The organism is Campylobacter sp. Cr9, from assembly GCF_020138295.1.
In the GTDB taxonomy this organism is placed as follows: domain Bacteria; phylum Campylobacterota; class Campylobacteria; order Campylobacterales; family Campylobacteraceae; genus Campylobacter_E.
In genome coordinates, this window is sequence record NZ_JACGBH010000003.1 from 82,634 (window position 1) to 105,271 (window position 22,638).

20 protein-coding genes and 1 CRISPR repeat array are annotated in these 22,638 nt (G+C 28.4%); of the genes, 13 read left to right on the forward strand and 7 right to left on the reverse strand.

Annotated features, from left to right (window positions below; translation table 11 throughout):
• Positions 1 to 4: 4 nt before the first annotated feature.
• A complete protein-coding gene (locus AVANS14531_RS02570) occupies positions 5 to 1,255 on the reverse strand; it encodes an MFS transporter (RefSeq protein WP_336611218.1) in 1,251 nt (416 codons plus the stop codon).
• 9 nt (positions 1,256 to 1,264) lie between these two features.
• Complete coding sequence (locus AVANS14531_RS02575; protein WP_239818087.1) at positions 1,265 to 1,663, reverse strand: MarR family winged helix-turn-helix transcriptional regulator; 399 nt, start codon at positions 1,661 to 1,663, stop codon at positions 1,265 to 1,267.
• Positions 1,664 to 1,776: 113 nt separating this feature from the next.
• On the opposite strand from AVANS14531_RS02575, the gene AVANS14531_RS02580 reads away from it, so the two are divergent.
• Complete coding sequence (locus AVANS14531_RS02580) at positions 1,777 to 2,442, forward strand: HAD family hydrolase (RefSeq protein ID WP_336611219.1); 666 nt, start codon at positions 1,777 to 1,779, stop codon at positions 2,440 to 2,442.
• A gap of 74 nt (positions 2,443 to 2,516) precedes the next feature.
• Here the strand turns inward: AVANS14531_RS02580 and ppsR are convergent, their stop codons facing one another.
• A complete protein-coding gene (ppsR, locus tag AVANS14531_RS02585) occupies positions 2,517 to 3,323 on the reverse strand; it encodes a posphoenolpyruvate synthetase regulatory kinase/phosphorylase PpsR (RefSeq protein WP_239818085.1) in 807 nt (268 codons plus the stop codon).
• Between the two features lie 54 nt (positions 3,324 to 3,377).
• Between ppsR and ppsA the strand changes: the two genes are divergently transcribed.
• Positions 3,378 to 5,738: a phosphoenolpyruvate synthase gene (ppsA, locus tag AVANS14531_RS02590; protein WP_336611220.1), complete on the forward strand. Its 2,361-nt coding sequence runs from the start codon at positions 3,378 to 3,380 to the stop codon at positions 5,736 to 5,738.
• A gap of 336 nt (positions 5,739 to 6,074) precedes the next feature.
• Here ppsA and AVANS14531_RS02595 read toward each other — a convergent pair whose 3' ends face one another.
• Together AVANS14531_RS02595 and AVANS14531_RS02600 are read right to left on the reverse strand one after the other, a co-directional pair.
• Positions 6,075 to 7,064: an alanine racemase gene (locus tag AVANS14531_RS02595; protein ID WP_336611221.1), complete on the reverse strand. Its 990-nt coding sequence runs from the start codon at positions 7,062 to 7,064 to the stop codon at positions 6,075 to 6,077.
• Positions 7,064 to 8,026: a L,D-transpeptidase family protein gene (locus AVANS14531_RS02600; RefSeq protein ID WP_336611222.1), complete on the reverse strand. Its 963-nt coding sequence runs from the start codon at positions 8,024 to 8,026 to the stop codon at positions 7,064 to 7,066. The genes AVANS14531_RS02595 and AVANS14531_RS02600 overlap by 1 nt, the downstream gene beginning before the upstream one ends.
• A gap of 147 nt (positions 8,027 to 8,173) precedes the next feature.
• On the opposite strand from AVANS14531_RS02600, the gene AVANS14531_RS02605 reads away from it, so the two are divergent.
• Genes AVANS14531_RS02605 through AVANS14531_RS02625 form a run of 5 tightly spaced genes read left to right on the forward strand, consistent with a single transcriptional unit; the run spans position 8,174 to position 11,144 of the window.
• On the forward strand, positions 8,174 to 8,602 hold the full coding sequence (locus AVANS14531_RS02605) for a copper chaperone PCu(A)C (protein WP_336611223.1): 429 nt from the start codon (positions 8,174 to 8,176) through the stop codon (positions 8,600 to 8,602).
• Entirely contained in the window at positions 8,602 to 9,033 is a 432-nt protein-coding gene (locus tag AVANS14531_RS02610; protein WP_336611224.1) for a hypothetical protein, read from the forward strand. The genes AVANS14531_RS02605 and AVANS14531_RS02610 overlap by 1 nt, the downstream gene beginning before the upstream one ends.
• Position 9,034: 1 nt before the next feature.
• Positions 9,035 to 9,562, forward strand: coding sequence for an SCO family protein (locus AVANS14531_RS02615; protein WP_239818078.1), 528 nt, complete (start codon positions 9,035 to 9,037; stop codon positions 9,560 to 9,562).
• 46 nt (positions 9,563 to 9,608) lie between these two features.
• Positions 9,609 to 10,034 carry a hypothetical protein gene (locus AVANS14531_RS02620; RefSeq protein WP_336611225.1) on the forward strand — a complete coding sequence of 142 codons (426 nt, stop codon included), beginning with the start codon at positions 9,609 to 9,611 and terminating at the stop codon, positions 10,032 to 10,034.
• Between the two features lie 33 nt (positions 10,035 to 10,067).
• Positions 10,068 to 11,144 carry an SLC13 family permease gene (locus AVANS14531_RS02625; RefSeq protein WP_336611226.1) on the forward strand — a complete coding sequence of 359 codons (1,077 nt, stop codon included), beginning with the start codon at positions 10,068 to 10,070 and terminating at the stop codon, positions 11,142 to 11,144.
• A gap of 11 nt (positions 11,145 to 11,155) precedes the next feature.
• Here the strand turns inward: AVANS14531_RS02625 and AVANS14531_RS02630 are convergent, their stop codons facing one another.
• Complete coding sequence (locus tag AVANS14531_RS02630; RefSeq protein ID WP_442862390.1) at positions 11,156 to 13,726, reverse strand: ATP-dependent Clp protease ATP-binding subunit; 2,571 nt, start codon at positions 13,724 to 13,726, stop codon at positions 11,156 to 11,158.
• Between the two features lie 163 nt (positions 13,727 to 13,889).
• On the opposite strand from AVANS14531_RS02630, the gene AVANS14531_RS02635 reads away from it, so the two are divergent.
• The 6 genes from AVANS14531_RS02635 to AVANS14531_RS02660 are packed head-to-tail and all read left to right on the forward strand — an operon-like array spanning position 13,890 to position 20,265.
• Positions 13,890 to 15,173 (forward strand): S41 family peptidase, encoded by a 1,284-nt coding sequence (locus AVANS14531_RS02635; protein WP_442862391.1) that lies wholly within the window; start codon positions 13,890 to 13,892, stop codon positions 15,171 to 15,173.
• On the forward strand, positions 15,173 to 16,321 hold the full coding sequence (locus tag AVANS14531_RS02640) for an SH3 domain-containing protein (RefSeq protein WP_336611228.1): 1,149 nt from the start codon (positions 15,173 to 15,175) through the stop codon (positions 16,319 to 16,321). Before AVANS14531_RS02635 ends, AVANS14531_RS02640 begins: the two co-directional genes overlap by 1 nt.
• A complete protein-coding gene (locus tag AVANS14531_RS02645; RefSeq protein WP_336611229.1) occupies positions 16,305 to 16,988 on the forward strand; it encodes a lysophospholipid acyltransferase family protein in 684 nt (227 codons plus the stop codon). Before AVANS14531_RS02640 ends, AVANS14531_RS02645 begins: the two co-directional genes overlap by 17 nt.
• The gene (gene crcB / locus AVANS14531_RS02650) at positions 16,985 to 17,350 is read left to right on the forward strand and encodes a fluoride efflux transporter CrcB (protein ID WP_239818071.1); all 366 of its coding nucleotides are present in this window, start codon (positions 16,985 to 16,987) and stop codon (positions 17,348 to 17,350) included. Before AVANS14531_RS02645 ends, crcB begins: the two co-directional genes overlap by 4 nt.
• A 9-nt stretch (positions 17,351 to 17,359) precedes the next feature.
• A complete protein-coding gene (gene htpG / locus AVANS14531_RS02655; protein WP_336611230.1) occupies positions 17,360 to 19,177 on the forward strand; it encodes a molecular chaperone HtpG in 1,818 nt (605 codons plus the stop codon).
• Positions 19,177 to 20,265 (forward strand): DNA adenine methylase, encoded by a 1,089-nt coding sequence (locus AVANS14531_RS02660; protein ID WP_336611231.1) that lies wholly within the window; start codon positions 19,177 to 19,179, stop codon positions 20,263 to 20,265. The genes htpG and AVANS14531_RS02660 overlap by 1 nt, the downstream gene beginning before the upstream one ends.
• 84 nt (positions 20,266 to 20,349) lie before the next feature.
• Positions 20,350 to 21,700: direct repeats of the CRISPR family, unit length 37 nt; unit sequence GTTTCAAACCATGTTTTGCTAGAATTAGGTTTGAAAG.
• Positions 21,701 to 21,977: 277 nt separating this feature from the next.
• On the opposite strand, the gene cas4 is transcribed toward AVANS14531_RS02660, so the two are convergent.
• On the reverse strand, positions 21,978 to 22,550 hold the full coding sequence (gene cas4, locus AVANS14531_RS02665; protein ID WP_336611232.1) for a CRISPR-associated protein Cas4: 573 nt from the start codon (positions 22,548 to 22,550) through the stop codon (positions 21,978 to 21,980).
• Between the last annotated feature and the right edge of the window lie 88 nt (positions 22,551 to 22,638).

A 22,638-nucleotide genomic window follows, 5' to 3' on the forward strand; every position in this document is an offset into this window, starting at 1 on the left:
TCTCCTAATCTTTAATAATAATTTCTGAATGATTTTTTTCTAAAAAATTATCTTCATAATCTTTTAAATCTTTTTGAAAATTCTTTGATTTTCTAATGACTAGAGCATAATACAATATTAAAGAAAACAAAATAATTAAAGCACAAATCATATAAATGTTTGAATGTCCGTATTTTGGCTCAATTAATCCTAATAAATAAGGACTTACTCCCATACCAACATCTAAGGCTATAAAAAATGTTGAATTAGCAAGACCCATTTTATCTTTATGTGCTAATTTTATTGCAAGTGATTGAAGGCTTGAAGTTGCATTTCCATATCCTAAAGCACAAAAAATAGCTGATAAATACATCATAAAAGGATTATTAACATAAGCTAATATCGCAAAACTTGCAACGAAAAACAATAAAGATGGAACTATTACATAATTTGCACCGATTTTATCAAATACTTTTCCTGAAATTGGTCTTGAAAAAACCGAAACACAAGCATAAATGATAAAAAATACCGAACCAGCCTTGATTAAGTCAAGCTCTTTTGAATATGAACTTATAAAAGCTAATATCGCACCATAAGTAAAACCTAAGCAAAACACAACATAAGCTACACCTAAAACTGATTTTTCAATATAATTAAATATAGAAAAAGATTTTTTAACATTATGAATATTATGCTTTTTAAAACGCTTTACCTTTATTAATATACTTGAAATTAAGGCTAAAAATATAGTAGATAAAGATATAATAAAACATAAATCAAACTTATTTAAACCAACCAAATAAACAGCTAAAAACGGACCTATTGCTGAGCTTAATACCACGCTAATTGCATAATAACCTATCCCTACTCCTCTTTTGTTGCTAGGCACAAGTCTTGCAACTGCAGCTCCACAAGCACAAGAGCAAATCCCATAAAAAATCCCTGCAAAAAATCTAGCTACTATTAATTCAATATTAGTTGATAAAAACAAATAATATAAATTAGGTATAAAATAAAGTAATGTGCTTATAATCATAACTTTTTTTATGTTTATATTATCAATAATTGAGCCAAAATAAAGCCTTGAAAGTAAAGCTCCTATTACAAAAATACCATTTGCAAGTCCTGCCATTGAAGTGCTAGAATTAAGAACACTTTTAGCAAAATCAGTGCTTGCAACGGTGCTTATGTAAAATACTAAACAAATTACAAAATTGATAATAAAAACACAAATAAAGTTCTTATTCCAAATATTATACTTTTTGGATAATCCCATGAAAACTCCTTATAATTTTTTATTGATTTTATCAAGTATATTTATAAACATTCCAAATTCAGCATAATCTAAATCCATGCTAACTTGCTTTTCGTATTCACTTATTAATAAATGTGCATCAAAATATAATTCTTTGCCTTTTAAACTAAGTGAAATTATCTTTTCTCTTTTATCGCTTGAGCTTGAATACTCAATATATTCAAGGTTTTCAAGTTTTTTGCAAACTCTTGAAACAAGCGCTTTATCCATTTGATAAAACTCACAAATTTCACTAAGACTTGCACTCTTAGTAGAACTAAGATAAGCAAATACTCTCCAATCAGTTGCATTTACATTAAATGGCTTTAAAATTTCATTTAATTTACTTACTATTTTTCTGTTTGCATAAGTGATTTTTTTAAAAAACATAAATATTCCTAATAGTTGATAAAGTCAATTAAGTGAGATTTTATATTTTCTTTTTTAATTTGTCAATACAATTAGCTTTAATTTGCTAAGCTTAAAATAAAAAAGGAAGTAAAATGATTATATTTTTTGATTTAGACGGAACTTTGATTGACTCAACCCAACCTATTATCACAAGTCTTAGAAAGGCTTTAGAAAGCTATGATTTTAAATTAAGCGATGAGTATATTAAGTCTTTAATAGGAATGTCTACTGAAGGAATGTTTGAAACAATTGGAGTTTCAAAAGATAAGGTGGCTGATATTGTTAAATTATATAGACAAAATTATAAGCTTTATTATAAAGATGGAACAAGTCTTTTAGAAGGTGCAAAAGAAGCCGTAAAACTAGCTAGCAAACACGCAAAAGTAGGATTGGTTACTACAAAATCTGTTTATTTTGCTAAAGAAATTTTAAAAGATTTTGATATATTTGATGATTTTAGCGTTGTTGTAGGCGGAGATGAAGTTAAATATTGTAAGCCAAATCCTGAGCCAATATATAAAGCTCTTAGTCGTTTAAAAGGCTCTGAAATGCTTGAAATTAGTGAGCTTAAAAAAGAATTTGATTTTAGTAAAATCTATATGATAGGAGATACACTAAATGATACTGAAGCTGCTAAGGCTGCTGGGGTGAATGCTTATGTGACTTTATTTGAATATACGGATATGAATACACTTAAACAAAGCTGCGATAAGATATTTAAAACTCCACTTGAATGCGTTCAAGATATTTTAAAATAATCCTAATTCCTAATTCAAATTCCAAGATTTTTTTAAAGAATTTGAATTAGGAAAATACTTTATAAAATTTGCCTTTAATTATGTATATCAAAAATATCAAGCAAGGTTGTTGTAACTTCTTCTATACTTTTATTTGTGATATTTAAAAAAGGAATATTGTTTATTCTCATTAAAAATTCTGCATTTTTTACTTCATTTTTACAATTAATCAAACTTGAATAATTTGAATTAGGCATTCTTTCGTTTCTAATCTCACTTAAGCGATAAGCATCAATACTAAGCCCAAATAATTTATGCTTATAAGGAAGCAAAGCACTAGGCAAAGCACAAGCCTTAAAATCATCAGGAGTTAATGGATAATTTGCAACCTTAATTCCATATTGCATAGCAAGATAAAGGCTAGTTGGCGTTTTTGCCGACCTTGAAACACCTATTAAAATAATTTGAGCATTATCTAAGGCATATACAAATTGTCCATCATCATGCTCAAGAGTAAAATTAATAGCTTCAATTCTATTTTGATAGTTTTTATTACTTGAATGCGATAAGCCATATCTAATGCTAGGTTTTACATTTAATTTATTTGAAATTAAGCTAACAAAAGGCTCTAATAAATCTATAAAAACACAATTTGAGTTTTTAATATGTTTTGCGATATTTTCATTTATTAAAGTGCTAAATGCCAAAGGAATATCATTAATTGCTAATTCATTTATTTTTTCGGCTACTTTTAAAGCTTTTTCTTCTGTATTAATAAAAGGCTCTCTAATCTGAACGAATTCGTATTCTTCTTCAAATTGTGCTAAAACCGAATGCGCAAAAGTCTCAGCCGTAATTCCAGTGCCATCACTTATAAAAAATACAATTTTCTTTTTTATCATTAGCTTATCCTTACTTGTTAAAATAAAATGATTTTAACAAAAAGGAGTGTGGTTATGGAATATGTTATAGCTTTTTCTAAGCTTAGAATGAGTGATGTAGAAATTGTTGGCGGCAAAAATGCTAGCTTAGGAGAAATGATTTCAAATCTTAGCGGAAGTGGTGTTCGTGTGCCTGATGGCTTTGCAACTACTGCTAAAGCTTTTAAAGATTTTTTAGCTTATAATAATTTAGATGAGATTATTAATAATGAGCTTAAAAGCTTAAATCCTGATGATTTAAATGCCCTTGCAAAAAGTGGGGAAAAGATTAGAAATTTAATAACTAAAGCTAATTTTCAACCTTTATTTTTAGAACAAATCAAAAAGTTTTATAAAGAATTAGATAGCGATGGTTTAGGAACTTTTGCCGTTCGCTCATCTGCTACGGCTGAAGATTTGCCTGATGCTTCTTTTGCAGGACAACAAGAAACATTTTTAAATGTAAGCGGAATTGACGATGTATTAGACAAAATCCGTTTGGTTTTTGCATCACTTTATAATGATAGAGCGATTTCTTATAGAGTTCATAAAGGCTTTTCTCATTTTGATGTGGCATTAAGTGCGGGTATTCAAAGAATGGTAAGAAGCGATAAGGGTAGCTCTGGTGTTATGTTTAGCTTAGATACTGAGAGTGGATTTAGTGATGTTGTATTTATAACTTCATCGTATGGTCTTGGCGAATGTGTAGTGCAAGGTGCTGTAAATCCTGATGAATTTTATGTATCAAAAACTTGCCTAAAAATGGGTCACAAAGCAATAATTTCAAAAAAAATCGGCTCAAAACTTATAAAAATGGAGTTTAAAGAAGAAAGAAAATTAGGCGAAAACGCTGTAAAAGTCGTAGATGTTGAAAAACACTTACAAGATAGATTTAGCCTAAACGATGAGCAAATAAACGAACTTGCAAAATACGCTCTAATAATAGAAGAACATTATAAAAGACCTATGGATATTGAATGGGGGCTTGACGCTTTAGATAATAAAATCTATATTTTACAAGCAAGACCTGAAACAGTGCAATCACAAAAGAAAAAAGATGTAAGTTATGAGCTAAAAGAAGAATCAAAAGTATTAATAACAGGTAGAGCAATAGGTCAAAAAGTAAGTGTTGGAGTAGTTAAGGTAATAAATGATATAAGCGAGATTAATCTAGTAAATGATGGAGATGTAATAGTAACTGATATGACTGATCCAAACTGGGAACCTGTAATGAAAAAGGCTGCAGCTATTGTTACAAATAGAGGTGGTAGGACTTGTCATGCGGCAATTATTGCAAGAGAATTAGGAATTGGTGCAGTTGTTGGCACTGGCAATGCTACAAGCGTATTAAAAAATGGTGAAATTGTAAGTGTAAGTTGCGTGCATGGAGATGAAGGTAGGATTTATGAAGGCGCTTTAAAATACGAAATAAAAGAGCAAGAAGAAATTGAAGTTAAAAATTGTGATGTAAAAATTATGATGAATATAGGCAACCCTGCTCTAGCCTTTAAATTCGCTCAAATACCAAATGATGGAGTAGGACTTGCTAGACTTGAGTTTATTATAAATAATCACATAGGAATTCATCCAAATGCTATTTTAGATTATGACAAAATAGATAATGAATTAAGAGCTAAGATTGATAATGCTATGAAAGGTTATTTAAATCCTAAAAGCTTTTTTGTAGAAAAATTAGCTGAAGGTATTGCTACAATTGCAGCTGCTTTTTATCCTAAGCCTGTAATTATTAGATTAAGTGATTTTAAAACTAATGAATATAGAAAATTATTAGGCGGAGAGCTTTACGAAATGCACGAAGAAAATCCTATGCTAGGATTTAGAGGTGCAAGTAGATATTTAGCACCTAATTTTGCTGAATGCTTTAAGCTTGAATGCGAAGCTTTAAAAATCGCAAGAGATGAAATGGGTCTCACAAATATTGAAATTATGGTGCCATTTGTAAGAACTCTTTCTCAAGCAAACTCAGTTATCAATCTCTTAGCAAAAAACGGCTTAAAGCGTGGAGAAAAAGGCTTAAGAGTTATTATGATGTGCGAAGTTCCATCTAATGCTATTTTATGCGATGAGTTTTTAGAATTCTTTGATGGCTTTAGCATAGGAAGCAATGATTTAACCCAGCTTACTTTAGGGCTTGATAGAGATAGTGGAATGGATATTTTAGTAGCTGACTTTGATGAAAGAGATGAAGCTGTTTTATTTATGATAGAAAGAGCAATTAATGCATGCAAAAAAGCAGGTAAATATGTAGGCATTTGCGGACAAGGTCCAAGCGATCATATAGATTTAGCAATTTGGCTAAAGCAAAAAGGAATAAGCTCAATGTCACTTAATCCTGATAGTGTGATTTCTACATATAAACGCTTAATGAGTATGTAAAAAGAATTTGAATTAGGTTAAATTCCTAATTCAAATTCCACAATTTTTTAAAAAATTACGAAATAGGAATTACAAAAAATAAAGAAAATTACCTTTAAAACTCATTTAGCTTTTTTGTAAATGACATAAAACAAAAAGATTATTAGGCAAAATTTCGCTTAAGTATCGTTAGAAAAGTTTAAAAAGAGATATGTAAAAACTATCGTAAAGTTTGTCCCTACTTTTTTTAAAAAAGCTTTTTTAAAATATGAAATTCCTATTTCAAATTCCTTTAAAGTTATTTAGAAATTACATTAAAAATTAAAAGAATTACGAAATAAGAAATTAAATTCCTAATCAAACTATGATTTTTTTAATATTTGGATTTAATCTAACTAAGGCTTCATAAGGATTTGTATTAAAATAATTTGCATATTTTAAAGCATCATCAAATACACAAACTTCATCTTCTAAATCATAAGTGCTAAAGCTATCCATTGAGATTTTGCCTAATATCTTGCTTTTATCATCAGCTAAATAAACTTCGCCTTCGCCTTTATAATAAAGCAAACCATCAGCATAACCTAAATCATAATTAGCAGCCACAAATTCATCATCACTAACAAAAACCTCATCATATCCTATGCTATCATTTTTATGGATTTTTCTTGAGCTGATTTTTTCTGCCCAAAGGCTTAAAACAGGTTTTAAATTAGCCTTAACATCACAATAACCAAATTGAGCTAAGCCAACACGAGCAGCACCATCAATGTCATTTTCGCCTAAAAACAAGGTGCTAGAATTTGCCGAATGAAAAAATAATTCTTCATCATAATTTTGCTCTAAATATTCTTTCATTTTTATATAATTTGGCTTTTGAAATTTTATATTATTTGGGCTTGAATAATGCGTAAATGCTGAAACTAGCTTAAGATTTTTATCTTTAATAAGCTTTAAAACATCTTCAAGATTATGAGTATTTATCCCACTTCTATGCATTCCGCTATCTAATTTTAGGGCTATTTTATCGCCCTTTTTTACATAATTTAAATAATTTATATCATTTATTGCTAATACATAATTATCTTTTGCTTCATAATATTTTGGGATTTGAGAAAGGATTAAAATGTTTTTAAATTTATCTTTGATTTTTTGTGCTTCTTCTTGATTTTTTACTGCTGCATAAGTTACATTAAACTCTAATGCAAAATCGCTAATAATATTTATATCATGCCCGTAAGCATTGTCTTTTAGAATAATTATTAGCTTATTTATATCCTTAACTCTTTTTAAGCATTCGTTTAAATTATAAAAATAATTATCTTTATTTATCTTAATAAAAGCCATTATTGTTCCGTTAAAATTGACATTTTGTTGTTTAGCAATTCAACATATAAAGTTTTTTCTCCGTTAAAATTATATGTTGATGTTGCATAGTTTTCATAAAATGTAATTTTAAATATTTTTCTTTGCTCTAAATTAGGATATGGAGCTATATTTATATCTTTAAACTTTATTGTTTTTTGCTGATTTCTGCTAAAAATAGCTCTTTTTTGCTCTTTGAATTGAGCCATTTTAACTCCATCATATTTAATAAAATCATCATTGTAATAACTTAAATATGTATTAACATCATTATTCGTCCAAGCATTTTTCCAATCAAATAAATCAGCTAAAAGAGTTGCTATTTCATCAGCATTTGTAGTCATTATGCCTTTTTCGTTTATTAAAACATAGGTTTTATTTGTCTTTACGATAGCTTCAAAATCAAGAAGCACATCATTTGTCATAACAACGCAGCCCTTTGTTTTATAAGCATCATATCTTACATCGCCTTCAAGTGGAAAGCCGTGTATCCAAATTCCCGAGCCAGTTTTTTTACGAACTTTATCATATAAATTTGGATAATTTAAAACAAAAGCCCAAGGTCCATAATAAGTATCAGGTGGAACCATTTTGTTTAATACTTCATAAAAACCTATCGGAGTTTTTAAATCTCCTTCTTTATTTTTATTGCCCATTAAGCCTGTTATTACGCTTTGCTCAAATTTTGGGGTTAGTTTATTGTTTTTTTGCTCAAATAAAACTAATTTTTGCTTATCTTTATCTACAACTACTATCATAGAATCATTACTATAATAGCCATATTTTAAATCTAATCCTTGTAATTGTGTTTTCCAAAAACTTGCATCAGCTAAACTAGCTTCTAATTTTGCTTCAACTGCTTTGATTCCATCTTTTAAATAAAGTTGCAATAAGTTATCGGCATATAAAGATATTGATAATAATAAAATTATGATTTTTTTCACTATTTGCTCCTAATAAAGTTAAGAACTAATTATAAAAATTAATTTTAAAGCTAAGTTAATATTTTGCATTTTCTTTTTTTGATTATAACTTTCAATTAATATAGCTTATTTATAATCTTAAAAAATTTTTAAAAAAGGAAGTTAAAAATGAAGAAGATTTTATTAGCATTAAGCCTTGGCGCAAGTTTATTTGCAGGTAGTATTGAAGTAAATGAACCTTATGTAAAAATCACACCACCAAATGCAAAAAACTCTGCTATTTTTATGAAGATTAAAAACAATTCAAACGAAGATGTAAAATTAATTGATGCAAAATGTGATTTTGCGCAAAGCACAGAAATTCACACCCATATTCACGAAGATGGAATGATGAAGATGATTAGAATACAAGATGCGACAATTCCTGCGAATTCTAGCCTAGAACTTAAACCTAAAAGCTATCATGTAATGCTTATGGGGATTAAAAATAGTGTTAAAGAAGATACAAAACTTAATTTAGAACTAAGCTTTAGCAATGGAGAGAAACTAAAATTAAAAGACATTCCTGCAAAAGCAGTAGTTCCTATGCATCATTAATGAAAAAGATAATTTTAATAGCCTTAGTTTTGCTAGGGCTTTTTTTTCTAATTCCTAATTCAAATTCCAAAAAGCGAGAATTAATAAAAGAGCTAAGCCCATTAGCTTGTGATTTAAACCAAACAGAATGCGTTGTAAATTATAAAGGTAAAGATATTTCATTTAATATTGAGCCAAAACCTTTAAAAGTTTTAGAAGAAAGCAAAATAATCATAAAAAATTTAGATGAGATAAAGGATTTAAACGCAAGGCTTTATGGACTTAATATGTATATGGGCGATATTGTTGGAGAATTTGAAAGAATTGATAATGAATATTTAGCAAATATTGTCTTTAGCACTTGTGCTGAAAATACTATGAGATATAGACTTGAGCTGTTTAGTAAAGATAAAAGCTTAGGTTTGTTTATTGATTTTGATGTTAGGAGATAAGATGAAAAAATTATTAATAGTTTTATTAACTTTATTTTTAAGCGCTTGTTTTAATAACAAATACGACTTTAGCATGAAAGGACCAAATGATAAAACTTATACTTTAAATGATTTTAAAGGCGAAAATTTATTAATATATTTTGGTTACACATTATGTGCTGATGTATGCCCTACTTCTATGGCGATTGCTTCAGAAGCTATTAAACAATTAAATAGAAATGATATAAAAATAATCTTTATTAGTCTTGATGTAAAAAGAGATGAGCCAAATGATGCGAGTGAATTTGTTCAATATTTTTATAAAAACTCAATAGCCTTAGTGCCAAGCGAAGATGAGCTTAAAAAAGTTGCTAAAAACTATGGAGTTAAATACGATTATATTTACCAAGATAGTGCTGCAGAATACACAGTAGCTCATAGTTCAAGTTTTTATATTATTGATAAAAATGGTAAATTTAAAGGAGAAATAAGCAACCTTGCTATGTCTAATGTTAAGAAAAAAATTAACGAATTTTTAGATAATAATTAACCTTTTGCCTTTACAATTCGGATTTTAAATATATAAAGGAGAAAAAATGGCTACTAAAAAAACTAGCGAAAAAGAAACCAAAAAAACAACTAAAACAACTGCAAAAAAAGAAAGCACTAAAAAACCTGCCACTAAAAAAGAAGAGGTAAAAAAAGAAAGTGCAAAAAAAGAAAGCGTAAAAAAACCAGCTGCTAAAAAGCAAGAAAAAGTTGTAGTTGAAGAGGTTGCAAAATCTACTAAAACAAAGGAAACTACATTGTCAAGTGAAGTAAATAAGATTGAAGATTTACAAAACGAAATAGAAAAATTAAAAGCTGAATTAAATATAATCAAGCAATTTAACACAAATCGTGATAAAAACTCAAGCGATAAGATTTTCACAGAATTAGAAAAATTAAAGCAAGATATCTATGAATTAGGCGATAGAGTAGAAGAGCTTGAATATCAAGTAAGCGAAAAAGACGATTATTAATATTCATTCCGTTTTTCGGAATGAATTACACTTATGTTACTTACATTTATACTTTCATTAATTAGCTTTGTAATTTTAATAAGCTTTAGACAAATTGATTATTTAGAATATTTTAATTTATTATATGAGTTTATAAGCTTTAAAACTTTAGCTTTATTATCTATGTTTATTGCTGTTAATAAATCCTTAGAATTAATCGGTGCGTTTAAATTGCTTGCATTTTTTATATTAAACAAAATCAAAAGTCTAAGGGCAATTATTAGTTCTTTGGTATTTATATGCTTTTTTACTTCAATGCTAATTACTAATGATGTAGCATTAATTTGCTTTGTTTCTTTTGGTATTTATTTATTAAAAGAGTTAAAGGTTGAAAATATAACAATGCAAGTTGTAATCTTGCAAACCCTAGCTGCAAATCTAGGCTCAATGCTAACTCCATTTGGAAATCCACAAAATTTATTTATATTTACGCATTTTAAATTAAGCATAATTGATTTTATAAATACTATTTATATTTATTGTTTTGCTTCTTTTTTATTATTAATATTGTTTATTTTAAAGATTAAAAATCAAAATATTAAAATCAAATCCTTAGAAAAAAATCAAATTAATAACAAAATCTTTTTATTAAATATAATATTTTTTATCATTTCAATTGCTTGTGTTTTAGATATTTTTAATATTTATTTTGGATTTTTAATAGTAATATTAGGTTCATTACTAGCTAACAAAAATTCTATTTTTAAAGCTGATTTTGGAATTATTATTATTTTTATTAATTTATTTATTTTTGTAAAAAATATAAGCTTTTTTATAGAATTTAATAATATTGATATTTTTTATTACAGCATATTTTTATCATGGTTTATTAGTAATGTTCCTGCTTGTGTATTTTTGGCTAATTATACAAATGATTTTAAAGAATTGTTAATAGGCGTAAATATAGGCTCTTTAGGAACTTTGATAGCTTCAATGGCGAGTTTAATTTCATATAAATATTATTTGGCTAGCTATAAAAATCATGCTTTTAAATATATTTTTCATTTTACTTGGATTAATATTGTTTTTTTAGTAGTTTTATTAGGTATAAAAGAATTATCCCGACTTTAATCGGGATAAGATTATTTAGCGTTGAATATGAAATCTTCTTTAAAGTCAATTTCAATTTCCGATTTCAAATTCCCTTGCAAAATCAATTCACTTAGCCTTGAATCTATTTCTTGATAGATTGTTCTTTTTAATGCTCTTGCGCCATATTCATCACTATAACCTATATTTAGAAGTTCTAGCTTAGCATTTTCGCTTATTTTAAAACTAATTCCAAGCTCAGCTAATTTATTGCTAGTATTTTTTAGCAATATATCAACAATTTGCAAGCATAAATCTTTATTTAAAGCATTAAAGCCTACTATTTCATCAAGTCTATTAACAAATTCAGGCTTAAAGTATTTTAATAATTCTTTGTTTATTAATTCATTTCTTTCTTTTTCATCTTTAATTTCTACAAACTTAGCCGCTCCAATATTGCTTGTAAAGATTATTAAAGTATTTTTAAAATCTACTCTAAAGCCTTTGTTATCAGTTAAAGCCCCTTCATCAAGCATATTTAAAAATATATTAAATATCTCAGGATGTGCCTTTTCTATCTCATCAAAAAGTAGTACCGAATAAGGTCTATTCTTAACAGCTTCAGTAAGTTGTCCGCCCTCATCACTTCCAACATAACCAACAGCTGAACCTATTAGATTGCTTACTCGGTAACTTTCAGCATATTCATTCATATCAAAACGAATTAAAGCTTTTTCATCATCAAAAAGCTCTTTTGCAATAGCTTTTGCAAGCTCAGTTTTTCCTACCCCAGTAGGTCCAAGGAATAAAAAGCTTCCAATAGGACGATTAGAATCACTTAACCCTGCTTTATTTGCCCTAACTGCACGAGCTAAAGCCTTAATAGCCTTATCTTGTCCTACAACTCTTTCTTCTAAACTTTTTTCTAAATTTAGATATTTTTCTTTTTCATCACTTAATAATTTTGAAGCTTTAATTCCTGTCATTTTTGCCAAAATTAATGCAACTTGCTCATCATCAACTTCGTTTTTAAGCAAGGTTCCGCTTTCTTTTAATTTATTCCAATTTTCTTTAGCATTTTCTAGCTCATTTTTAGCTTGTGGGATTTTGCCATATTCAATCTCACCTGCTTTTTGATAATCGCCTTTAGATTTTGCTATGTTTGCTTCGTTTGTTAATTCGTTAATCTCGCTCATTTTTTTAGAAATTTCTGCAAAAACTCTTTGTTCGTTTTCAAATTTCATTTTTAATTTTCTTTCATTTTCGCCTAACTCACTAAGCTCGTTTGCAATTTCTGCTAATCTTTCTTTATTTTTATCTTCACCTTCCATAAGCAATGCTTCTTTTTCAACCTTTAGCCTAACTATATTATTATTTACATTTCTAAGCGCTGCTGGTTCGCTTTCAATTTGCATTTTAAGTTCAGCCGCAGCCTCGTCTATTAAATCAATTGCTTTATCAGGCAAAAATCTTCCTTGAATATAGCGATTACTAAGTTTTACAGCAGCTACCAAAGCTTTATCATTAATGCTAACATTATGATGAGCGCTAAGTCTTTCTTTAAGACCTCTTAGCATTGCTATTGCATCATTTACGCTTGGCTCATTTACAATAACGCTTTGAAATCTTCTTTGCATTGCAGCGTCTTTTTCAAAGTATTTTTTATACTCTTTTAAAGTTGTTGCACCAATAGTTTTGAACTCACCCCTACTTAAAGCAGGTTTAAGTATATTAGCTGCATCCATACTTCCTTCGCTAGCACCAGCTCCTAAAATAGTATGTATTTCATCAATGAAAATTATAATATTTGGATTTGCCTTTACACTTTCAATTATGTTTTTAAGTCTTTCTTCAAATTCCCCGCGATATTTTGCCCCAGCTACTAATGCTGCTAAATCAAGGCTTAGGATTTGTTTATTTGCTAAGCTACTTGGAACTTTTTTATTAGCAATTGCCTGAGCTAAAGCTTCTACGATAGCAGTTTTACCAACCCCAGGTTCGCCTAATAAAATAGGATTGTTTTTACTCTTTCTAATTAAGATTTGCATTACGCGCTCAAGCTCACTATCTCTTCCTGTAATTGGATCAAGCTTACCAGCTCTAGCTAGCTCAACTAAATTAGTGCAATATTTTTCTAATTCTTTATTACTTATATCATCTTGCTCTTTTTCAGTGATTTTTCTATCGCCCCTTAAAGCATTTAATTCGCTTTTTAAAACTAATAAATCACAATAATCTTTTAACAACTCACAAATGCCACCTTTATCACACTCACTTATAATCCACATATCAGTGCTTAAATAACTATCACCCTTACTTAGTGCATAACCTATAGCCTTTTCAAGCGAATTTAATAAGGCATTACTAGGTTTAATATTATTAGCATTAACTCCATCTACTTTAGGTAAATTATCTGCTTTGCTTTTTAGCATTAGTGATATTGCAGTTTTATCAATTCCCATCTTATTAAATACTTGATTTAGTATCGAAGTAGAATCATTTGCAATGGTCCATAATATATGAAATGGCTCTAAATTGCCGTTTTTATTAAATACACATAAGCTTACAGCTTGGCTTAGAGTTTCGTTAAATTGATTAGTTAATTTTTCTTGTATATTCATAATATCTCCTTTAATTGATAATGAACGCATTATATAACTTTAGTGTATCATTGTCAAGTATAAAATAAATTTTATCACTTAAATAGTTAAAGTGCTAAGTATTTTATTAAAAATTACAGATTTACGCTTACTTGTATTTAAAAAATTGCGTTAAAATCACAGCTTTATCTTAAATCTTATTGGAGCTATCGTGAAACTTAATAAAAAAATATTTTTATGTATTGCACTTGGAATTTCGTTGTTTGCAAAAACCGATGAAGAAGCAGAAAGACAAGCTTTTTCTAAACTAATTAAAACTTTTAGAATGATAGAGGCAAACTATGTTGATGAAATAACAATAGAACAATTAGTTGATAAATCATTAGAAGGTTTACTTAGTAATCTTGACGCTCACTCAGCGTTTTTAAACGAAAAAAATTTCAAATCTCTTCAAGAAAGCACGAACGGAGAATTCGGTGGTCTTGGAATGACATTATCAGTAAAAGATAATGCAATAACAGTTATTGCGCCGATAGAAGGAACACCTGCTGATAAGGCTGGAATTAAAGCAGGAGATGTTATTTTAAAAATAGAAAATGAAAGCACAATAGGAATGAGTCTTGATGATGCAGTTTCTAAAATGCGTGGCAAACCAAATACTAAGATTAATATTACAATTTATAGAAAAGGCGAGAAAAAGCCATTAGATTTTACGATTACAAGAGATATTATAAAAGTTGAAAGTGTTTATGCTAAAAATATTGAAAATACTAATTATTTGTATTTAAGAATTACTAGCTTTGATAGAAATGTTGTAGGAAAAGTAAAAGAAGCTTTAACTCTTAATAAAAATATAAAAGGAATTGTAATTGATTTAAGAAACAATCCAGGTGGCTTATTAAATCAAGCTACTGATTTATTAAACTTATTTATAGATAACGGCGTTTTAGTATCTCAAAAAGGAAGAGATGAAAATGCTAAAATAGACACAATTGCAATTAAAAAAGCTGCGATAAATACTACAATTCCAATTAGTATCATAGTAAATGGCGGAAGTGCAAGTGCAAGCGAAATCGTAAGTGGTGCAATGCAAGATAGAAAAAGAGCTATTATTGTAGGTGAGAAAACTTTTGGTAAAGGAAGTGTTCAAATGATTAGAGAAATCAATGCAAAAGAAGGTGTAAAACTTACAATTGCAAAATACTATTTACCAAGTGGAAGAACCATTCAAGCAGTTGGTGTTACTCCTGATATCATCGTTCATCCAGGAAAAGTTACTATGGAAGAAGAAGGCTTTAGTATAAAAGAAAGCGAACTTAAAAAACATTTAGAAAATGAATTAGAAAAAATTGATGGCAAAAAAGAAAATAAAAACGATAAAAACACAATGACCCAAGAACAAATCAATAATGACGCTCAATTAAAATCAGCAATTGATGCTCTAAAAATATTAGAAATTAAAGGAAATTAATGAAAAAATTAATCTTTTTAATATTTGCTATAACACTTTTTGCAGCTCCTTCTAAGGAGCTTAGCGTAATGGATGCTCAAGTTTATACAAACCTTAATCAAAATGAAGAAGCTAGTAGTTTTAATAGCAATATTAAAGAAGAATTTAAAGATTTTGTTGAACTAGCAATAGAAGCAAATTTTTCAAAAAGTGAAGTAAAAATTAAAGAAGTTTTTTATGCAGATATAACCATTAATTCAAACCATAAAACTAATTTTACTCCGCAAATAGAATTTGAAAAAAGCATTGATATGCAAGTTCTTACTAAAGATATAAAATTTAGTAGCGAAAATGGTGTGTATAAAACTCGTGTTTATTTTCAAGCAAATACAGCAAATGCTAAATTAAACTCGATTAGTGCTAAACTATTTAGAAATACGCAAGAAATCGGAAATGCTAAAATTAGTCTTAATAATATCAGTATAAATGAATTAAAATTCAATAAAGATTATTCGCAATTAGTTGCAAGTAATTTAAAAATAACTAATCTAAAATGCACCGAATACGATGAAACAAGCACAATTTGTGGAATGGATGCAAAAGCAGAAAATACAAACTTTAATAACTTTTCTTTAAAAAATGTAAAATCTCAAAGCATTACAAATGTAGGCAAAGATTATGAGAATGCAAAATGCTCTATTGCACTAATTTTTCCAAACAATTTAAAAAGTTTTTCGTTTTCTTATTTTGACCCAATTCAAAATGATTTTATAGAATATTCAAATAATATAATTGTAGAATCAGAAGAAATTAGCACACAAACTGACTTAAATCCTATTACAAAAGAAATTAATTTTTATTTACAAATAGGAAGCTTGATTTTAGCTGTAATTTGTCTTGTAATCGTTGTTATATTTAAAAGATTTTTTTCTTTAATAGCTGTTGCTTTAGTATTTATTGCTTTTGCATTTATTGATGGTGGAGAATTTAGCAATGCTAAATTAAAAGCAGGTGCTAATGTTAGGATATTACCTACAAATAATTCAACAATTTTTTATAAAAACACAAGCTTAAAAGAAGTAAAAGTTCTAGCGAAAAAAGATGATTTTGTTAAAGTTGCTTTAGATGAAGATACAAGTGGCTGGGTAAAAAATGAAGATATTGAATAAAATCATTACTATTTTTTTGGCATTAATTATTGCAATAAGCATTGCTATTGTAATAATTTTGATGTTTTTATTTCCTAAAAAAAATTATATCATTAGAAAAACATGGGCTAAATTTATTAAAAAACTATGTTTTTACAAAATAGAAGTAAAAGGCGAATTTGATAATAATGCTAGAATGATTATTCTAAATCATCGCTCAATGCTTGATATTATCGCACTTGAAGATGTTTATCCAAAAGATTTAGCTTGGATAGCAAAAAAACAAATTGAAGAGATATTTTTCTTTGGAAATATTATTAAATTACCTAAAATGATTTCAATTGATAGAGAAAACGCAAGAGATTTTGTAAGAGTAATTAACGAAGCAAAAGATAGACTAGAATCTAATAGAAATATTTCAATGTTTCCTGAAGGAACTAGAAATGATGGCTATGAATTATTAAGATTTAAAAAAGGTGCTTCAATGCTAGCTACTAAGCTTGATGTTGTGGTTCAGCCTATTGTAATTATAGGCTCAAAAGAGATTTTAGATAGCAAAAAACTATCAATTCACTTAGGTAAAAAGCTTACAATAATACCTTTAAAACCTTTGCAAGCTAACGAATTAGACAATGCAAGAGATTTAATGCAAGAAGCTATTAATGAATATTTCAAGGAAAATAAGTGAATATATTAATGGTAGCTTTAGGCGGCTCTTTTGGAGCAGTTTTTAGGTATTTATTAAGCACTTTTATAAATCGTAATTCCGAATTCAAATTCTTTGTCGCAGGAACTTTAATTGTCAATGTATTAGGGTGTTTTTTGATAGGATTATTTTATGCACTTGCTAAAAATTATGAGAGCTTAAGTAATTTTAGATTATTAATAGTTGTTGGTTTTTTAGGAGCTTTTACTACTTTTTCATCTATATCTTATGAAAGCATTGAGCTTTTTAAAAGATTTGGTTTCGTTGCCTTTAGTGCAAATATTATTTTAAATTTAATATTTGGACTAATAGCAACTTATGTTGCTTTAAACTATATCAAATAAGGAGAAATTATGGAATTTAAAACCGAAGTAAATCAATTACTTAATTTAATGATTCATTCACTTTATTCAAACAAAGAAATATTTTTAAGAGAACTTATATCAAACTCAAGCGATGCAATCGATAAGCTAAATTTCTTAAGCCTTAGCGATGATAAATATAAAGGAATTAGCTTTAGTCCTAGTATTAAAATTAGCGTTAATAAAGACGTAAAACTTCTAATTATTGAAGATAATGGTATAGGAATGGATGAAGCTGATTTAAACAATAACTTAGGAACAATAGCTTCAAGTGGCACTAAAAAATTCTTAGAAAACCTAAGCGATGATGCTAAGAAAAATAGCGATTTGATAGGTCAATTTGGTGTTGGATTTTATTCAGCTTTTATGGTTGCAAGCAAGATTGAAGTATATACAAAAAAAGCTTTATGCAATGAATCATTTTTATGGAGTAGCGATACAAACGGCTATGAAATAAGCAAAACAAATAAAGAAAACATAGGAACAAAAATAGTTCTTCATCTAAAAGATGATGAATTTTTAGATACTTATAAAATAGAAAGTCTAGTAAGCAAGTATTCAAATCATATCTCATATCCAATTTTCTTGGAAAAAGAAGTAAGCGTTGGCGAAGGAGATGATAAAAAAACCGAACTAAAATTTGAACAAATTAATAAAGCAAAAGCTTTATGGAGAGAAAACAAAGCAAGCCTTAAAAAAGAAGATTATTTAAAATTCTATGAAGGCATAAGTTATGATAGCAAAGAGCCACTTATATATGTGCACACAAAAAGCGAAGGTGGTTCATTAGAATATTCAAGCTTATTTTTTATACCTGCAAGCGCTCCACATGATTTATATAGAGTAGATTATGAAAAAGGCATAAAACTTTATGTAAAAAGAGTTTTAATTAGCGAAAAAGAAGAGATTTTACCAACTTATTTAAGATTTGTTAAAGGTGTGCTTGATGTTGAAGACTTACCTTTAAATGTTAGCCGTGAGATTTTACAAGAAAATGTAATTTTGAAAAAAATTAAAGAAATAAGCACTAAAAAAATCTTAAATGAATTAGAAAAATTACAAAAAAACGATGCAGAAAAATACAACGAATTTTATAAATTATTTGGAGCTGTTTTAAAAGAAGCTTTATTTGACCCAAGCGCAAATAAAGATGAAATATTAACATTATGCAAATTTGATAATAGCCAAGATGACAAGCAAATAACACTTGAAGAATATTGTGCTAATTTAGGCGAAAATAAAACTATTTATTATCTAATAGGCGAAAACAAAGAATTACTAAAGCACTCTCCACTACTTGAAAGCTACAAAAAAAATGGCATAAATGTATTATTATTAAGCGATAAGATTGATCCAATTGTAATGCCAATGGTTCATAAATATAAAGATTATGATTTAAAAGCAATCAATGAAGTAAGCGAAATCAAAAAAGATGATTTAAACGAAGAGCAAAAAAGCTTTTGTGAAAAATTAAGCGAAATCTTAAAAAGCGATGTAAAAGAAGTGGTATTATCAAATAGCTTAGAAAGCTCATTATCAAGCCTTGTATATGATAGCAACGATCAAGAATACATGATGGCTAAAATGATGGCTCAATTTAGCGGAGAAAAAATGAATGCTAAAGGCGTTTTACAATTAAATGCAAAACATGAATTAGTAGAAAAATTAGTAAGCAATAATGATGATGAAAAGCTAAAAGATTTAGCATATCTTGCATACGGCACAGCTGCACTTGCTCAAGGATTAGAGTTTGCTAAAGTTGCTGAGTTTAACGAAGCTGTAATTAATCTTGCTAAAAAAGCATTTTAATGAAAGAAAATAAAGCCTATTTAAGCGAACAAATAATTACTTATTTAGGCAACAAACGCTCCTTGCTAGATTTTATTAGCACGGGCGTTGAATTTGCTAAAACCGAGCTTAAAAAAGATAAATTAAGCTCGGTTGATTTGTTTAGTGGAAGTGGCATAGTAGCAAGGTTTTTAAAACAACACTCAAGCTATTTAATAGCAAATGATTTAGAAAGTTATAGCAAAGCAATAAATGAATGCTATTTATCAAATATAAATGATGATTTTTATAAAGAGCTTTTAAAAGAACATGAATTATTAAGCCAAAATATCATAAATAATTTAAACGAAAATGGCTTTATAAGAGAGCTTTATTCTCCAAAAGATGAATTAAATATAAAAAAAGATGATAGAGCTTTTTATACAAATTATAATGCAGGTTTTATTGATACAACTAGAACGCTTTTAGAAAATCATAAATACAAAAAGTATTTTTTAGCTCCACTTTTATATATTTCAAGCGTAAATGTAAATACAAGTGGGGTTTTTAAAGGCTTTTATAAAAACAAAAATGGCATAGGACAATGGGGTGGCGAAGGCAAAAATGCACTTAGTAGAATTACTACGAAAATGACTTTGCCTATGCCAATTTTTTCAAATTACAATGTGCCTTTTAGTGTATTTCAAAAGGACGCTAATGTTTTAGCTAATGAACTTGATTGTGATTTATGCTATATTGACCCACCATATAACGAACATCCTTATGGCTCAAATTATTTTATGCTAAATCTAATTACAAATTATGTAAAACCACAAGATATTTCAAAAATCTCAGGCATTGCACAAGGCTGGAATAAAAGTGCTTATAATTCTAGAAATAAAGCTAGTGAGAGCTTTTTTGATTTAATAGATAAATTAAAAGCAAAAATTATTCTAATCTCATACAACAACGAAGGAATAATTAGCGAAAACGAGTTTAAAACTAAACTTTCAAAAATGGGCAAGCTAAAAGTATTAGAGCAAAAATACAATACTTTTAGAGCAAGCAGAAACCTAAATAATCGCAAAATTCATGTAAAAGAACTGCTGTTTATACTAAAAAAATATTAAGCAAATTCCTATTTCAAATTCTTTAAAATTTTCCCAGTCATATCTAATAATAAACTTCATATTATTTTTTAAATTAGAAAATTATTTGCAAACCATGTTTTGCTAGAATTAGGTTTGAAAGACTACAAAGCATAGTTTTTAATTATATTGAAAAGAAGTTTCAAACCATGTTTTGCTAGAATTAGGTTTGAAAGGTGAGAATTTGGATATGGATAGAGATATGAAAACCAAGTTTCAAACCATGTTTTGCTAGAATTAGGTTTGAAAGAACTGATGAAAATGGTAATGAAATGAAAACCAAAAAGTTTCAAACCATGTTTTGCTAGAATTAGGTTTGAAAGACTCGCTTAGCTATGAAAAAATTATATGAGTTAATGTTTCAAACCATGTTTTGCTAGAATTAGGTTTGAAAGTTTCTATTCTGCTGCTGGTGCTGTTGTTGTTGCTAGTTTCAAACCATGTTTTGCTAGAATTAGGTTTGAAAGAATACTCATTCTTTATTTTTCTTTTTTTTACTTCAGTTTCAAACCATGTTTTGCTAGAATTAGGTTTGAAAGAGAAGAAGGTACTGATAGTCGTTGGAATGGTAACTGTTTCAAACCATGTTTTGCTAGAATTAGGTTTGAAAGCATCTACTTCGTGGCGTTCATCTCCAACCCACAAAGTTTCAAACCATGTTTTGCTAGAATTAGGTTTGAAAGTTAAATCCTTTCAGCTCATCGGTTGCGTTGCTTTTGTTTCAAACCATGTTTTGCTAGAATTAGGTTTGAAAGTAAGCGAAGTTTTAGCCGATTTTGGGAAATTAAGGGTGTTTCAAACCATGTTTTGCTAGAATTAGGTTTGAAAGTCAATGTTTCAAACTGAATACCCTTTTAATATTGAAAGTTTCAAACCATGTTTTGCTAGAATTAGGTTTGAAAGTTAGGTTATTTTAATCATTGCGAAAAACTTATAGAAGTTTCAAACCATGTTTTGCTAGAATTAGGTTTGAAAGCTTCTAAATTAGTTTTTAACTCATCCATGTTTTTAGAGTTTCAAACCATGTTTTGCTAGAATTAGGTTTGAAAGACTACAAAGCATAGTTTTTAATTATATTGAAAAGAAGTTTCAAACCATGTTTTGCTAGAATTAGGTTTGAAAGAAGCTTAGTATAAGTTCTATTTGGGCTGTATCAAGTTTCAAACCATGTTTTGCTAGAATTAGGTTTGAAAGCTAATAGTTTCATTGGGGTTTTGTTCGCCCACTCCAACGTTTCAAACCATGTTTTGCTAGAATTAGGTTTGAAAGTTTATATTGAATGATTTTTATTTGTTTGATAGTTATAGGTTTCAAACCATGTTTTGCTAGAATTAGGTTTGAAAGAATTTATTTGCTGTTGTTTGTTGTAAATTGCCAGCTGTTTCAAACCATGTTTTGCTAGAATTAGGTTTGAAAGAGCTAGGCAAACTTGTCTAGCTTGTAAGGATTTGAGCTAACTTAAAGTTTGCTTATTTTTCCACTTTGAAAATTTCGGCAAAAAACAGCCGTTTTGTGGAAAAATAAGAAAACTTTAAGCTTAAGGTTAAGGTTTTTAGCCTAAAATATCAACTCAAACCTAATTCTAGCAAAACGAGCGTTTGAAATCATGAGTAGGTAGAAATACCGAAAAGTTAGAAAAATATCGGGCAACTGGCTTAGCCACCCCGATAAACCTTTACATAAACAAACGAAATTTACTCCCTATCATCACAATAGTTAAAAAACTCACATTGATTACAAGCGTTAAGACTAGCACTGCTGTTTGGGAAAACTCCATTATCTAAAAGACTTTTCATATCTTTTATAATCTTGCTAAGCCTAGCAAAATCATCATCAAAAATCTTAAAAACTTTATGCTTTAGATGATTTGATGAGCATAAAATCACTCTTTTGCAAGGTTTAGCGTAAGTTTTGCTAGCCATTTTTGCGTATGCGAGTAGCTGCATTTTCGCCCCATTGCTAAGATTTAGATTATCGCTATGCTTAAACTCAAGCACCACCACTTCATCATCTCCAATAAAAAGCATATCACAAATCCCACAAAGCTCATCATCTTCTAAATATTGATTTTTATAGGCTTTGTATTCGCTTAGACCGAGTTTAGCAAATGTGCGACTTTTAAAAAGCTCATCTTGAATTACATGAAATTCATTGCCAAAATCCACATGCTTTGGATACTTTGGCGCAATATCACAAAAATTATAAAAATAAAAAATTCTAGGACAAAAGACAAACTGCCTAATCAAACTAGCCTTTAAAAGTTTCATCAAATTCCTATTTTAAATTCCAAAATACACAAAATAAATTCCCTAAACAAACGAAATTTACACAAAATCAAACTCCACCTGCTCTAAA